Below are 13723 nucleotides of genomic sequence, written 5' to 3' on the forward strand. Positions count from 1 at the left end.
CCACCACGAACCCGGCTTCCGCCGGGTTCGTGCTTTATGCTATGTCCAGTCACTACTTACGCATTTTTCAGCAGCCGAAATCAGCGATTTTGCTGATCCTCGGCTTCGCCTCCGGTCTGCCGCTGGCTCTCACCTCCGGTACTCTGCAGGCCTGGATGACGGTGGAAAATATCGATCTGAAAACGATCGGTTTTTTCTCGCTCGTCGGCCAGGCCTATGTCTTTAAATTCCTCTGGTCACCGCTGATGGATCGCTACACGCCGCCATTTCTGGGGCGCCGTCGCGGTTGGCTGTTGACCACCCAGGTATTACTCCTGCTGGCCATCGCGGCGATGGGCTTCCTTGAGCCGGTCAGCCAACTCCGCTGGATGGCGGCGCTGGCGGTGGTGATCGCCTTCTGCTCGGCGTCGCAGGATATCGTGTTCGATGCCTGGAAAACCGACGTTTTGCCGGCGGAAGAGCGCGGCGCCGGCGCCGCGATCAGCGTGCTGGGCTATCGCCTCGGGATGCTGGTCTCCGGTGGACTGGCCCTGTGGCTTGCCGACCGCTATCTCGGCTGGCAGGGGATGTACTGGCTGATGGCGGCACTGCTGGTGCCCTGTATTATCGCCACGCTGCTGGCGCCCGAACCGAGCGATGTTATTCCGGTCCCCAGATCGCTGGAACAGGCGGTGGCCGAACCGCTGCGCGATTTCTTCGGCCGCAACAACGCCTGGCTGATTCTGCTGCTCATCGTCCTTTATAAGCTCGGCGATGCGTTTGCTATGAGCCTGACCACCACTTTCCTTATCCGCGGCGTGGGGTTTGATGCCGGCGAAGTGGGGATGGTGAACAAAACCTTAGGCCTGTTTGCCACCATTCTCGGCGCCTTGTATGGCGGGGTGCTGATGCAGCGATTGACGCTCTTTCGGGCGCTGCTGATCTTCGGTGTGCTACAGGGAGTCTCCAACGCCGGCTACTGGCTGCTGTCGGTTACCGATAAGCATCTCTATTCCATGGCGACCGCCGTGTTCTTTGAAAACCTGTGCGGGGGGATGGGGACGGCGGCGTTTGTCGCACTGCTGATGACGCTATGCAATAAATCATTCTCCGCCACTCAGTTCGCGCTGCTCTCTGCGCTGTCCGCGGTTGGCCGCGTATACGTTGGGCCGATCGCCGGCTGGTTTGTCGAGGCCCACGGCTGGTCGACTTTCTATCTCTTCTCGGTGGTCGCGGCGGTGCCGGGGATCGCGCTACTGCTGCTGTGCCGGCAAACGCTTGAGCATACCCAGCGCACGGCAAGCTTTATGCCACGAAGTGAATACCCACAGGCCTATGCGCTGGCGCTGAGGATCCTGGCGCTGGGTTGCCTGCTGCTGGCTGTATGGCTGTTACTGCTGGTCATGAACGCGCTGGATTATACGGCGTTCTCTTTCCTGCCCGGCCTGCTGGAGGTGGCGGCGCTGACCGCCGTGGGGGGTATTTTGTTCGGCGGTCTGCTCGACTACCTGGCGCTGCGTAAAACCCGCCTGATTTAAGGATATTGCATCATTATTAGCCGTTGTAATTACGAAACGTAATTATAACGGCTTATTAACGCTTTTATATTGCCCGCTGCGCTATTTGTTGTTTTGTGCGTTTTAGTTTTCTGGAAATTATTGACAGTTTTCATTCGATTCTTTAAATAATTTAACCGATTCAGCTACGGCGATTTTATTTTACGTATTCACAATGTCTTTTATTTGATAATTAAATGTTAAACAATTGTTCTAATTTATGGGTGGTTATGCCCATTCGCCGCTAAGCACTCCTTTTCTTATCCCTTTCGTTATCAATCCCACGAAAATCAGGCTTTGCAAGCTATTACGTAACACTACGTAACATATGTGACAAACCAAGCAGAAGCCGCTAACACAGAACTGACAGAGATCCAATCATGTTTACAGTAATGCAACCTTACCGTAAAATGCCCGTACACTTTAAACGCCACCAGATCCCGTGGAATTGAGGTCGTTCAATGAGACTCAGGAAATACAATAAAAGTTTGGGATGGATGTCATTAATCGCAGGTACTGTATTACTCAGTGGTTGTGATTCTGCACTCCTTGACCCAAAAGGACAGATTGGACTGGAGCAACGCTCTTTGATTCTGACGGCCTTCGGCCTGATGATGATTGTCGTTATTCCCGCCGTCTTGATGGCAGTAGGATTTGCCTGGAAGTATCGCGCGAGCAATAAAGATGCGAAGTATAGCCCGAACTGGTCACACTCCAATAAAGTGGAAGCTGTGGTCTGGACGGTACCTATTCTGATCATCCTGTTCCTGGCCGTTCTGACCTGGAAAACCACTCACGCACTGGAGCCAAGCAAACCGCTTGCCCATGACGAGAAACCAATCACCATCGAAGTCGTATCGATGGACTGGAAATGGTTCTTTATCTATCCGGAACAGGGTATTGCTACCGTTAACGAAATCGCCTTCCCGGCGAACGTACCGGTACACTTCAAAGTGACCTCTAACTCGGTGATGAACTCGTTCTTTATTCCGCGCTTAGGTAGCCAGATTTACGCAATGGCCGGGATGCAGACTCAGCTGCACCTCATTGCTGATGAAGCAGGTACTTATGACGGTATCTCCGCTAGCTACAGTGGCCCGGGCTTCTCTGGTATGAAGTTCAAAGCGATTGCGACCCCGGATCGTGCAACTTTCGATCAGTGGGTGGAAAAAGCAAAACAGTCTCCGAACTCCATGGACTCCATGGCCGCGTTCGAGAAAGTGGCTGTGCCTAGCGAATACAACAAAGTGGAATACTTCTCTAACGTGAAGCCGGATCTGTTCAAAGATGTTGTGAACAAATTCATGTCTCACGAGAGCATGAACATGTCCAAACCTGAAGGCGAGCACGCCGCTCACGACGGGATGGAAGGCATGGACATGAGCCACGCGGAAACCGCTCACTAAGGGGCCGAGGAAGAAAACGATGTTCGGAAAACTTACACTGGATGCAGTGCCCTACCACGAACCTATTATCGTGGTAACGGTGGCTGCGATTATCATTGGGGGACTGGCGCTTCTGGCAGCCATCACTTACTTCGGTAAGTGGTCCTACCTGTGGAACGAGTGGCTGACTTCTGTCGACCACAAACGTCTCGGTATCATGTACGTTATCGTGGCAATCGTCATGCTGCTGCGTGGCTTTGCTGACGCCATCATGATGCGTAGCCAGCAGGTGCTGGCCTCGGCCGGGGAAGCAGGCTTCCTGCCGCCTCATCACTACGATCAGATCTTTACCGCCCACGGCGTTATCATGATCTTCTTCGTGGCGATGCCGTTTGTTATCGGTCTGATGAACCTGGTGGTTCCGCTTCAGCTCGGCGCACGCGACGTAGCCTTCCCGTTCCTCAACAACCTGAGCTTCTGGTTCACCGTTGTGGGCGTGATCCTGGTTAACTTGTCTCTGGGCGTTGGTGAGTTCGCGCAGACCGGTTGGCTGGCCTATCCGCCGTTGTCGGGAATTGAGTACAGTCCTGGTGTAGGGGTCGACTACTGGATTTGGGCGCTGCAGCTCTCCGGTATCGGTACTACCCTGACCGGTATTAACTTCTTCGTGACCATTATCAAGATGCGCGCCCCGGGCATGACCATGTTCAAGATGCCAGTGTTCTCCTGGGCATCTCTGTGCGCTAACATCCTGATTATCGCCTCGTTCCCAATTCTGACCGTCACCATCGCGCTGCTGACCCTGGATCGTTACCTGGGCACCCATTTCTTTACCAACGATATGGGTGGCAACATGATGATGTACATCAACCTGATTTGGGCCTGGGGTCACCCGGAAGTGTACATCCTGGTTCTGCCGGTGTTCGGGGTCTTCTCCGAAATCGCCGCGACCTTCTCGCGTAAGCGTCTGTTCGGTTACACCTCTCTGGTGTGGGCAACCGTCTGTATTACCGTTCTGTCGTTCATCGTTTGGCTGCACCACTTCTTCACCATGGGTGCTGGCGCGAACGTAAACGCCTTCTTCGGTATTACGACCATGATTATCGCAATCCCGACCGGGGTTAAGATCTTCAACTGGCTGTTCACCATGTATCAGGGCCGCATCGTCTTCAACTCGGCGATGATGTGGACTATCGGCTTTATCGTGACCTTCTCCGTAGGTGGGATGACCGGCGTGCTGCTGGCGGTACCGGGCGCGGACTTCGTTCTGCACAACAGCCTGTTCCTGATCGCGCACTTCCATAACGTTATCATCGGCGGCGTGGTATTCGGTTGCTTCGCAGGCCTGACCTACTGGTGGCCGAAAGCCTTTGGTTTCACCCTGAACGAAACCTGGGGCAAACGCGCTTTCTGGTTCTGGATCATCGGCTTCTTCGTAGCGTTTATGCCGCTGTACGTGCTGGGCTTCATGGGGATGACCCGTCGTCTGAGCCAGCAGATCGATCCGCAGTTCCACCCGATGCTGGTTGTTGCAGCTTGCGGTGCGGCGCTGATCGCCTGCGGTATCCTGTGCCAGCTGATTCAGTTCTACGTGTCTATTCGCGACCGCGATCAGAACCGTGACCTGACCGGTGACCCATGGGGTGGTCGTACGCTGGAGTGGGCAACCTCTTCTCCACCGCCGTTCTATAACTTCGCTATCGTTCCTCAGGTTCACGAACGTGATGCCTTCTGGGAAATGAAAGAGAAAGGTGAAGCGTACAAACAGCCTGCTCACTATGAAGAAATTCATATGCCGAAAAACAGCGGCGCCGGCATCGTAATTGCCGCCTTCGCTACGGTATTTGGTTTCGCCATGATCTGGCATATCTGGTGGATGGCGATCGCCAGCTTCATCGGCATCGTAGCGACCTGGATTATTAAGAGCTTTGACGAGGACGTGGATTACTACGTACCGGTTGCAGAAGTCGAAAAACTGGAAAAACAGCATTTCGATGAGATTAACAAAGCAGGGCTGAAAAATGGCAACTGATACTCTTGCGCATACTGCCCACGCGCATGAACACGGGCACCATGATACAGGACCGATGAAGGTATTCGGTTTCTGGATCTACCTGATGAGCGACTGCATCATCTTCGCTACGCTGTTTGCGACCTATGCCGTTCTGGTGAACGGCACGGCCGGCGGACCGACGGGCAAAGATATTTTCGAACTGCCGTTCGTTCTGGTTGAAACCGCACTGCTGCTGTTCAGCTCCATCACCTACGGCATGGCGGCTATCGCCATGTACAAAAACAACAAGAGCCAGGTCGTTTCCTGGCTGGCGTTGACCTGGTTGTTTGGTGCTGGCTTTATCGGGATGGAAATCTATGAATTCCATCACCTGATCATGGAAGGCTTCGGTCCGGATCGTAGCGGTTTCCTGTCAGCGTTCTTCGCGCTGGTCGGCACCCACGGTCTGCACGTGACCTCCGGTCTTATCTGGATGGCGGTGCTGATGTTCCAGGTTTCACGTCGTGGCCTGACCAGCACTAACCGCACCCGTATCCTGTGCCTGAGCCTGTTCTGGCACTTCCTGGACGTCGTGTGGATCTGCGTGTTCTCGGTTGTCTATCTGATGGGGGCGATGTAATGAGTCATTCTACCGATCATAGCGGCGCTTCTCACGGCAGCGTGAAGAGCTACATGACAGGATTTATCCTGTCCATCATCCTGACGGTTATTCCGTTCGCCATGGTGATGAGTGGCTCCGCCTCGCATGCGGTTATCCTTGGCACCATTCTGGTGACTGCTGTGGTGCAGATCGTGGTACACCTCGTGTACTTCCTGCATATGAACAGCAAGTCCGATGAAGGCTGGAACCTGACCGCATTTATCTTCACCGTAATCATCATTGCGATCGTGGTTGTCGGCTCCATCTGGATTATGTGGAACCTGAACTACAACATGATGATGCACTAAGAGCGGCGAGTATGTTTAAGCAATACCTGCAAGTAACGAAACCAGGCATTATTTTTGGCAACCTGATCTCCGTGATCGGCGGTTTCCTGCTGGCCTCCAAAGGCCACATCGACTATCCGCTGTTCGTCTGGACGCTCCTTGGAGTATCCCTGGTGGTCGCCTCGGGTTGTGTATTCAACAACTACATCGACCGGGACATCGATCGTAAGATGGAACGGACGAAAAACCGGGTGCTGGTCAAAGGGCTGATCTCGCCAGAAGCTTCGCTGGTGTACGCCACCTTGCTGGGTATTGCTGGCTTCATGCTGCTGTGGTTCGGCGCTAACCCGCTGGCCTGCTGGCTGGGGGTGATGGGGTTCGTGGTTTATGTTGGCATCTACAGCCTGTACATGAAGCGCCACTCCGTCTACGGCACGCTGATTGGCTCACTCTCCGGCGCAGCGCCGCCGGTGATTGGCTACTGTGCGGTCACCGGTGAATTTGACAGCGGTGCGGCGATCCTGCTGGCTATTTTCAGCCTGTGGCAGATGCCTCACTCCTACGCCATCGCGATTTTCCGCTTTAAGGATTATCAGGCGGCGAACATTCCGGTACTGCCGGTGGTAAAAGGCATTTCGGTTGCCAAAAACCATATTACGCTGTACATCGTCGCCTTTGCCGTAGCGACCCTGATGCTCTCGCTGGGCGGCTACGCCGGGTATAAATACCTGGTCGTGGCGGCAGCGGTCAGCGTCTGGTGGCTGGGAATGGCGCTGCGTGGCTACAAGGTGGCCGATGATAAAGTCTGGGCGCGTAAGCTGTTCGTCTTTTCCATCGTCGCCATCACCGCGCTGTCCGTGATGATGTCCGTTGACTTTATGGTGCCGGATTCACATAGTCTGCTGGCTTACGTGAGATAATCTCCCACTCCAGTATGATCTAAGGCCCCGTTTTTACGGGGCTTTTGCTTTTCCGTTTCATCACCGCTTTCTTTCTCATTTCATACTGCCCTCCCCTTCCCCACCCTATCCGCTATCTTTCCTGCCAAAAAATGAGGAAAAATTGAGCCGATACCCACCGCGCATTACTCGCGCCGCGCGGTCCTGCGATGCTACCTTTCGCCTCGGGCTCATGCCCATTTGGGAAATATTCACTACAAGGAATCGCAATGAAAGAGTTAACACTGAACGAAATGGAGTACATCTCCGGTGGCTTTAGCCTGATCGGCGCGGCGAACGGCTTTGCCAGCTTTGTCGCCAACTCGGCCGTCGGTTTCACCTCGTTTGTTCTCACCTCCGGCACCGCGTTTGCTTCCTTCGTCGGCGACAGCGCGATGGCGTTTGGTTCCTTCCTCACCGGGCAGACAAACTGGGAAACCTTTGTGACCGCCGGTAAGGAAAACTGGGGAAGCTTCGTCAACACTGCTGGCAACAGCTGGAACACCTTTGTCGATAACGCCGCCAGCGACTGGAACAGTTTCCTGAACCAAGCGTCAGCCTAAGCGACGTCTCTCTGAGGGCAGCGCCCTATGCTGCCCTGTTTAACCCACCAGCATCGCCTGTGCGCTGTAGAGCAGATCGAGGTGGTCGCGGCATAATGCTTCCAGCGAAGTACGCGATTGATGGCTGGTCAGACTCAGCGCTCCCCACCAGGTCCCTTCTCTGTCGGTTAACGGTACCGCCAGCACCAGCATACCAATCTCAAACTCCTGTTTGATAGTGGCGTAGCCCTGGCGCCGCACCTGGGCGATCTTCTCCATCAGCGGCGCGATCTCAGTCACCGTGTAGGGCGTGCGTTGTTCCCGGGGTATGCGCTGCAGGACCGCCTCACACTCGGCTTCCGGCAGCGAAGCCAGCCACAATCGCCCCCCGGCGGTACAGAAAATGGGCACCCGCTCCCCCAGCCGCACCGACGTGGAATTAAACGGCGTATGCCGGCTGCGGGCGATATAGACCAGCTCATCTTCGTCCACCACCCCCACCGAGGCATGCTCCTCCGTCCGGCTGGCGATGTATTCGACAATCGGCCGTACCATGCGCGGAAACTGCGCCGAATCGACGTAGGCCTGGCCAAGCCGCAGCGTCTTTGGGGTAAGCCAGTAATAACGCCCGTCGGTTTGCAGATAGCGCTCATGCAGCAACGTCAGCAGAAAACGCCGCGCGGCGCTTTGCGTCAGGCCGCTCATTTTCGCCGCCTGGGCGACGGTGAGCTTTGGGCAGGTTTTGGAAAAAAGCTGGATTAGCGCCAGCCCTTTTTGTAAACCGACGATCAGATCGCGTGGATGAATGGGGTTTTGCATATTCGCTCACATTTTTGCAACATCATTATCGATTTCCTGCGATTATCGCAGCGATCGTGCGATTAACAACCGACATGTCCGAATTCTGCGTTGTCGCTCCCAGCTTCCACTGAAATACTTTCACAACATTCATTTAACAAATGAGGTTTGAAATGGTCAGTGGAACTACCCAGGTCGTCGCCGTGATTGGTCATCCGATCGCCCAGGTGAAATCGCCGGATAACTTCAACCGTTATTTTGCTGAACAGCACATGGACAGCGTCATGATCCCGGTGGATATCGCCCCGGAAGCAGTGGCCGCCTACCTCAACGCCCTGCGCGGCTGGCAGAACATGACTGGCGTGCTGGTAACGGTGCCGCATAAGCAGCGCGCCGCTACGCTGGTCGACGACCTCACGCCGCGCGCGCGTCGTCTCAACGCCGTCAATGTGATCCGTAAGCTGGCGGATGGCCGTTTGCAGGGCGATATGCTGGATGGCGTGGGCTTTCAGCTCGCCGCCGAGGCGCAGGGTTTTCAGCCGACAGGCAAGCTGGCGCTGCTCTCCGGATGCGGTGGCGTCGGCAGCGCTATCGCCTGGGGGCTGTGCGAGGCAGGGATCCGCCAGCTGGCCCTGCACGATCAAAACCCGGCCACCCGGCAACGCCTGCATGACCTTCTTGCCGAAGCCTTTCCAGCAGTGCAACTGAGCGCCCTGCCGGACACCCTTCATGGCGTCGATCTGCTGGTCAACGGTTCGCCGGCCGGCATGGCCGGATTTGATGCCCTCTCCCTGCCACAGACGCTGCTGGAAACCCTCGACAGCGCTACCCACGTGGCGGACGTTGTCACCGCCCCGGTGATGACGCCGTTGCTCACCTTCGCCGCCGCCCGCGGCTGCCGGGTGCAGACCGGGCCGGAAATGGCGCTGGCGCAGATGACGCTGATGGGCCAGTTTATCGGCGCCATCCCGCAGACGCAGGGAGCAGCAGCATGAAGAGCTGGGATGTGATCGTCATCGGCAGCGGCGCGGCCGGTTTTGCCGCCGCGGTCACCGCCAGCTGCAAAGGGCTGTCGGTGCTGATGCTGGAGAAAGCCGGCCAGTTCGGCGGAACCTCGGCGATCTCCGGCGGCGCCGTGTGGCTGCACGATACCGATCAGGCGCGCGCCGCGGGCAAAAGCGGCAGTGCTGAAGCGATAAAAACCTACCTGCAGACCATTATTGGCGAGGGTCAGTACCGCGAAGATCTCGCCGAAGCGTTTGTCAGCGCCGGACGGGAGGCGCTGGCCTTTCTCGAACGTGAAGGCGCGGTGAAATATAGCCTGCGTCCACTTTCACCCGATTACTACCCGGATGAACCCGGCGCCGTCGACGTCGGGCGCGCGCTGGAGGTGGTGGAGTATGACGGCCGTGAACTGGGAGACACCTTTCGCGACCTGCGCTCGCCGCCGCCGGGGATGCTGCTGTTTGGCGGGATGATGGTCAACCGCGTCGATATTCAGCACTTTCTCGATATGCGTCGTTCGCTGCGCTCCCTGGCTCATTGCACCCGACTGCTGCTGCGCTACGCCCGCGACCGGGTGAAGTATCCACGCGGCACCCGTCTGGCGATGGGCAATGCGCTGATAGCGCGCATGGCGGCAACGGCATTGCGCAACGGCATGAGCCTGCGGCTGAATGTCAATGTTCTGGCGCTGTGCGAAACGCAAGGCACGGTTACCGGGGTGGAAATTGAGTATCAGGGACAAAGAGAGACGCTGCACGCCCGTCGCGGGGTGGTCCTGGCCGCAGGCGGCTTTGCCGCGGGCGCGCTGGCGGCGCGCTATCGGCCATACACCCGCGAACACTTCACCATGTCACCGCCCGCCAACGATGGCGCCGCGCTGCGTCTCGCGGCGGCGCTTAACGCTCGTGAGGGAGCCGATCGGCCATCCAACTTTTTCTGGGCGCCGGTATCGGTGTTGACCCGGGCAGATGGCAGCGAGGAGCGTTTCCCCCATCTGGTGACCGACCGGGCCAAGCCGGGCGTGATTGCCGTCAATCAGCGGGCGGTACGCTTCGTCAACGAGTCCAGCTCCTATCACCATTTTGCCAGCGCGATGCAGCGTGCTGCGGAAAATGCCCCCTGCTTTTTACTCTGCGACGCCCAGGCAATGAAGCGTTACGGCCTCGGGCTGGCACGCCCGGCGCCGGTCAATAATGATGCCCTGGTCGCCGCTGGCTATCTGCACAAAGCCGATACCCTGGCCGCGCTGGCGCAGCAGCTTGGTCTGGATGCCCAAACCCTGAGCGAGACGGTTGCCCGCTACAACCGTGACGCCGCACAGGGCGTGGATCGGGAATTTGCTAAAGGCGGCAACAGCTATAACCGGGCGATGGGCGATCCGGGCCATCAGCCTGACGCTTGTAATGCTCCCCTGCTCAGCGCGCCGTTCTATGCCATCAAACTTTATACCGGCGACCTGGGGACATCGCGGGGCCTGGTCACCACCGCCGATGCGCAGGTCGTCAACGCGGAAGGAAACCCCATTCCGGGGCTGTACGCCGTCGGAAATGACATGGATTCGCTGATGGCCGGCACCTACCCCGGCCCCGGTATCACCCTCGGGCCGGGGCTGACGTTTGGTTACCTCGCCGCCTGCCATCTGGCACAACACTCCACCCACTAATCAGGAAAACATCATGATCTACGAAAAACGCACCTACACCATCAATCCGCTGAAAATGGCCGACTGGCTGGCGCTGTATCAAAGCGATGCCCTGGCGGTGCAAACCGAGCATCTCGGCAAGCTGATCGGCTTCTTTTTTACCGAGATCGGCGTGGTCAATCAGGTGGTGCACATCTGGGCTTACGAAAGCCTTGACGATCGCCTGGTACGCCGCGCGCGGATGGCCCAGGACGAACGCTGGCAGACCTTCTCGCGCAAAAATCGCGAACTGGCCGCCGTGGAACGCCTCGAGTCGGTGCTGATGCGCCCCACCGCTTTTTCACCCCTGCAGTAAGGAGTCCATCATGAGCGGGCCTGTGAAGGTGGATGTGCTGGTGGTCGGCTCCGGCGCGGCGGGGCTTTCTGCCGCGGTGACCGCGGCGATGCACGGCGCCAGCGTCATGGTGGCGGAGAAAGCGTCAGTGATCGGCGGAACCAGCGCCTGGTCCGGCGGCTGGCTGTGGATCCCCCGCAACCCGCTGGCGCGGGCGGAGGGCATCGATGAAGCAGCCGACGCGCCGCTGACCTATCTGCAGCATGAGATGGGGGGCGAAGCCGCCGACGTTCGTCTGCAGACCTTCCTGCGCTACGGGCCAGAGATGGTGGAATTTTTCCATCAGCGGACGGCGGTGCAGTTTCTCTCAGGTAGCGCCATGCCGGACTTTCACGCGTCGCCAGGCGCAGCGAACGGCGGGCGGTCGGTTACCGCGCAGCCCTACGATGGCCGCCTGCTCGGTGACTGGCTCCATCGCCTGCGTCCGCCGCTGGAGACCATTAGCCTGGGCGGGATGGGCATTGCCGGCGGCGCGGATATGGCGCATTTTTTCAATGCCACCCGCTCGCCGCGCTCTGCGCTGTATGCCGCCCGTCGCCTGCTGCGCCACGGCTGGCAGCGGCTGCGTACCGGACGGGGACAGCATCTGGTCAATGGCAATGCGCTGGTCGCCCGTCTGCTGCGTTCCGCCCTCGACGCCGGAGTGCGTTTTCAGCTCAATGCCCCGGTGGTCCGGCTGCTGCAGGGGCCGCTGGGCGTGTCCGGCGCGGTGCTGCGCAGCGACGGCGGGGAAATTCACGTCGAAGCAGGCGCCGTGGTGCTGGCCTGCGGCGGTTTTCCCCACGATCGGCAGCGGCTGGCGCAGGTAGTGCCTCATGCTGCAGAGGGTTACGGCCATTTCTCCGCCGCGCCGCCGAACAATCAGGGCGAGGGGATCAGGCTTGGCGAATCCGTCGGCGGCCAGTTCGACACCCGCCTGCGCCACCCGCTGGCCTGGGCGCCAGTGTCCCGCGTCACCCTGGCCAGCGGCCAGCAGCTGATGTTTCCCCATCTGGTGGAGCGCGCCAAGCCCGGCGTGATTGCCGTCCTGCCCAACGGCAAACGCTTTGTTAACGAGGCCGACTCCTATCATGACTTTATCGCCGCCCTGCTGGCGGCCACACCTGCGGGTGACGCGCCGCAGGCCTGGCTGCTGGCCGATCGTCGCGCGCTGCGTCGCTACGGCCTGGGCCACGCCAGACCCTTCCCGTTCTCCCCCACCGCCTGGCTGCGTACCGGTTACCTGCTGCGGGGAAACACCCTGGCGGAGCTGGCAAAGCAGTGCGCCATCGACGCCAATACGCTGGCGGAAACGGTGGAACGCTTTAACCGCTTCGCCAGCGCCGGCGAAGACGTCGACTTTCACCGCGGGGCCTCAGCCTATAACCGTGCCCAGGGTGATCATCAGGTGACGCTCGGACCGCTGCGCGAAGGGCCGTTCTATGCGGTGCGCATTCTGCCCGGCTCGTTAGGTACCTTCAGCGGCTTGCAAACCGACGAACGCGCCCGGGTGCTGGATGAACAGCAGCAGCCGATACCGGGTCTGTTCGCCATCGGCAACGACATGTCGAGCGTGATGCGCGGCTATTACCCCAGCGGAGGGATCACCCTCGGGCCCGCCATGACCTTTGGCTATCTGGTGGGTAAAAATCTGGCCGAAAACACAATAAAAACAAAGTAATAAACAACCAGGGACGGCAATACCCATAACTATCCTCACCTGCAACTGTACCGGAGCCCTTTATGAACATGCGTACCCTATCGCTCGCCGCCCTGACCCTGCTCGATGTCCCTCCCCCCGAACAGGTGCGGATAGCGGCCAGAACCGGTTTTACCCACGTTGGTCTGCGACTGCTTCCCGCCACGCCGACCGACCCGGACTACGACATGCTGGGCGATACCCCCGCCGTGCGCGCGACGCTCGCCGCGCTGATGGAAACCGGCATCCGCGTGTCGGACGTCGAGATCGTCCGCCTGACTCCCGGATTTACGCTCGACGATCGGCTGCAGCGGTTTATGGAGACTGCGGCGCGGCTTGGCGCCAGACAGGTGCTGGTCGCCGGCAATGACAACAACCTTCAGCGCAGCGCTGACAACCTGGCCATCCTCGCCGCGGCCAGTCGCCCCTATGGGCTGACCATGAACCTTGAGCCGATGCCCTGGACCCAGTTGCGCACTATCGCCGATGCGCAGGCGCTGATCGCCGCCTGCGGGCGGGAAGATATCGGCATCCTGGTGGACGCCCTTCATTTCTGGCGCGCGGGAGAATCGCTCGCCGCCCTCTCCAGCCTGCCTGCACATCAGTTGAACTATATGCAGCTCTGCGATGGCGCGGCGCAGAGGCCGGAAAGCGAGCAGGAGCTCATCCGCCAGGCCCGTTCGGCGCGCAATGTGCCAGGGGAAGGCGGTCTGGATCTGCACGGTCTGATGTCGGCCCTGCCGGCGACGCTGCCGGTCTCCCTCGAAGTGCCGCTCGACGGCGAGCAGGGCGCCCTGCCGCCCCTCCAGCGGGCGCAATTACTGTTCAATGCCGCGCAGCCCTACCTGCGCGCCTGCGCATAAGG

At 58.7% G+C, this 13723-nt stretch carries 13 protein-coding genes; 12 read left to right on the forward strand and 1 reads right to left on the reverse strand.

Features of this window, described 5'->3' with window-relative positions; all coding sequences use genetic code 11:
• Nucleotides 1-41 precede the first annotated feature (41 nt).
• From ampG to ACKLKD_RS19165, 7 genes are all read left to right on the forward strand, one after another.
• Nucleotides 42-1517, forward strand: coding sequence for a muropeptide MFS transporter AmpG (gene ampG / locus ACKLKD_RS19135; protein WP_025710658.1), 1476 nt, complete (start codon nt 42-44; stop codon nt 1515-1517).
• A gap of 479 nt (nt 1518-1996) precedes the next feature.
• Nucleotides 1997-2941, forward strand: coding sequence for a cytochrome o ubiquinol oxidase subunit II (gene cyoA, locus ACKLKD_RS19140; protein WP_025710657.1), 945 nt, complete (start codon nt 1997-1999; stop codon nt 2939-2941).
• A gap of 19 nt (nt 2942-2960) precedes the next feature.
• Nucleotides 2961-4952, forward strand: coding sequence for a cytochrome o ubiquinol oxidase subunit I (gene cyoB, locus ACKLKD_RS19145; RefSeq protein ID WP_004204804.1), 1992 nt, complete (start codon nt 2961-2963; stop codon nt 4950-4952).
• On the forward strand, nt 4942-5553 hold the full coding sequence (locus ACKLKD_RS19150) for a cytochrome o ubiquinol oxidase subunit III (protein ID WP_002891635.1): 612 nt from the start codon (nt 4942-4944) through the stop codon (nt 5551-5553). Before cyoB ends, ACKLKD_RS19150 begins: the two co-directional genes overlap by 11 nt.
• Nucleotides 5553-5882, forward strand: a complete 330-nt coding sequence (locus tag ACKLKD_RS19155) for a cytochrome o ubiquinol oxidase subunit IV (RefSeq protein ID WP_002891634.1) — start codon at nt 5553-5555, stop codon at nt 5880-5882. Before ACKLKD_RS19150 ends, ACKLKD_RS19155 begins: the two co-directional genes overlap by 1 nt.
• Nucleotides 5883-5893: 11 nt before the next feature.
• The gene (gene cyoE / locus ACKLKD_RS19160) at nt 5894-6781 is read left to right on the forward strand and encodes a heme o synthase (protein WP_025710656.1); all 888 of its coding nucleotides are present in this window, start codon (nt 5894-5896) and stop codon (nt 6779-6781) included.
• A gap of 248 nt (nt 6782-7029) precedes the next feature.
• Nucleotides 7030-7362 carry a hypothetical protein gene (locus ACKLKD_RS19165; protein WP_025710655.1) on the forward strand — a complete coding sequence of 111 codons (333 nt, stop codon included), beginning with the start codon at nt 7030-7032 and terminating at the stop codon, nt 7360-7362.
• Nucleotides 7363-7401: 39 nt separating this feature from the next.
• Here the strand turns inward: ACKLKD_RS19165 and ACKLKD_RS19170 are convergent, their stop codons facing one another.
• Nucleotides 7402-8160: an IclR family transcriptional regulator domain-containing protein gene (locus ACKLKD_RS19170; RefSeq protein WP_080897008.1), complete on the reverse strand. Its 759-nt coding sequence runs from the start codon at nt 8158-8160 to the stop codon at nt 7402-7404.
• Nucleotides 8161-8312: 152 nt separating this feature from the next.
• Here ACKLKD_RS19170 and ACKLKD_RS19175 point away from each other — a divergent pair, with 152 nt between their 5' ends.
• From ACKLKD_RS19175 to ACKLKD_RS19195, 5 genes are all read left to right on the forward strand, one after another.
• On the forward strand, nt 8313-9134 hold the full coding sequence (locus ACKLKD_RS19175; RefSeq protein ID WP_025710653.1) for a shikimate dehydrogenase family protein: 822 nt from the start codon (nt 8313-8315) through the stop codon (nt 9132-9134).
• Entirely contained in the window at nt 9131-10807 is a 1677-nt protein-coding gene (locus tag ACKLKD_RS19180) for an FAD-dependent oxidoreductase (RefSeq protein ID WP_025710652.1), read from the forward strand. The genes ACKLKD_RS19175 and ACKLKD_RS19180 overlap by 4 nt, the downstream gene beginning before the upstream one ends.
• Nucleotides 10808-10820: 13 nt before the next feature.
• Entirely contained in the window at nt 10821-11141 is a 321-nt protein-coding gene (locus ACKLKD_RS19185) for an NIPSNAP family protein (RefSeq protein ID WP_025710651.1), read from the forward strand.
• Nucleotides 11142-11151: 10 nt separating this feature from the next.
• Nucleotides 11152-12840: an FAD-dependent oxidoreductase gene (locus tag ACKLKD_RS19190; protein WP_025710650.1), complete on the forward strand. Its 1689-nt coding sequence runs from the start codon at nt 11152-11154 to the stop codon at nt 12838-12840.
• A gap of 62 nt (nt 12841-12902) precedes the next feature.
• Nucleotides 12903-13721, forward strand: coding sequence for a sugar phosphate isomerase/epimerase family protein (locus ACKLKD_RS19195; RefSeq protein ID WP_025710649.1), 819 nt, complete (start codon nt 12903-12905; stop codon nt 13719-13721).
• Nucleotides 13722-13723 lie beyond the last annotated feature (2 nt).

The organism is Klebsiella sp. 10982, from assembly GCF_048589245.1.
Taxonomy (GTDB): Bacteria; Pseudomonadota; Gammaproteobacteria; order Enterobacterales; family Enterobacteriaceae; genus Klebsiella; species Klebsiella quasivariicola.

Coding starts and splice junctions, on each gene's coding strand:
- ACKLKD_RS19175 (WP_025710653.1), top strand. CDS start 8,313: ATGGTCAGTGGAACTACCCAGGTCGTCGCCGTGATTGGTCATCCGATC.
- ACKLKD_RS19150 (WP_002891635.1), top strand. CDS start 4,942: ATGGCAACTGATACTCTTGCGCATACTGCCCACGCGCATGAACACGGG.
- ACKLKD_RS19180 (WP_025710652.1), top strand. CDS start 9,131: ATGAAGAGCTGGGATGTGATCGTCATCGGCAGCGGCGCGGCCGGTTTT.
- ACKLKD_RS19190 (WP_025710650.1), top strand. CDS start 11,152: ATGAGCGGGCCTGTGAAGGTGGATGTGCTGGTGGTCGGCTCCGGCGCG.
- cyoE (WP_025710656.1), top strand. CDS start 5,894: ATGTTTAAGCAATACCTGCAAGTAACGAAACCAGGCATTATTTTTGGC.
- ACKLKD_RS19155 (WP_002891634.1), top strand. CDS start 5,553: ATGAGTCATTCTACCGATCATAGCGGCGCTTCTCACGGCAGCGTGAAG.
- ACKLKD_RS19195 (WP_025710649.1), top strand. CDS start 12,903: ATGAACATGCGTACCCTATCGCTCGCCGCCCTGACCCTGCTCGATGTC.
- cyoB (WP_004204804.1), top strand. CDS start 2,961: ATGTTCGGAAAACTTACACTGGATGCAGTGCCCTACCACGAACCTATT.
- cyoA (WP_025710657.1), top strand. CDS start 1,997: ATGAGACTCAGGAAATACAATAAAAGTTTGGGATGGATGTCATTAATC.
- ACKLKD_RS19185 (WP_025710651.1), top strand. CDS start 10,821: ATGATCTACGAAAAACGCACCTACACCATCAATCCGCTGAAAATGGCC.
- ACKLKD_RS19165 (WP_025710655.1), top strand. CDS start 7,030: ATGAAAGAGTTAACACTGAACGAAATGGAGTACATCTCCGGTGGCTTT.
- ACKLKD_RS19170 (WP_080897008.1), bottom strand. CDS start 8,160: ATGCAAAACCCCATTCATCCACGCGATCTGATCGTCGGTTTACAAAAA.
- ampG (WP_025710658.1), top strand. CDS start 42: ATGTCCAGTCACTACTTACGCATTTTTCAGCAGCCGAAATCAGCGATT.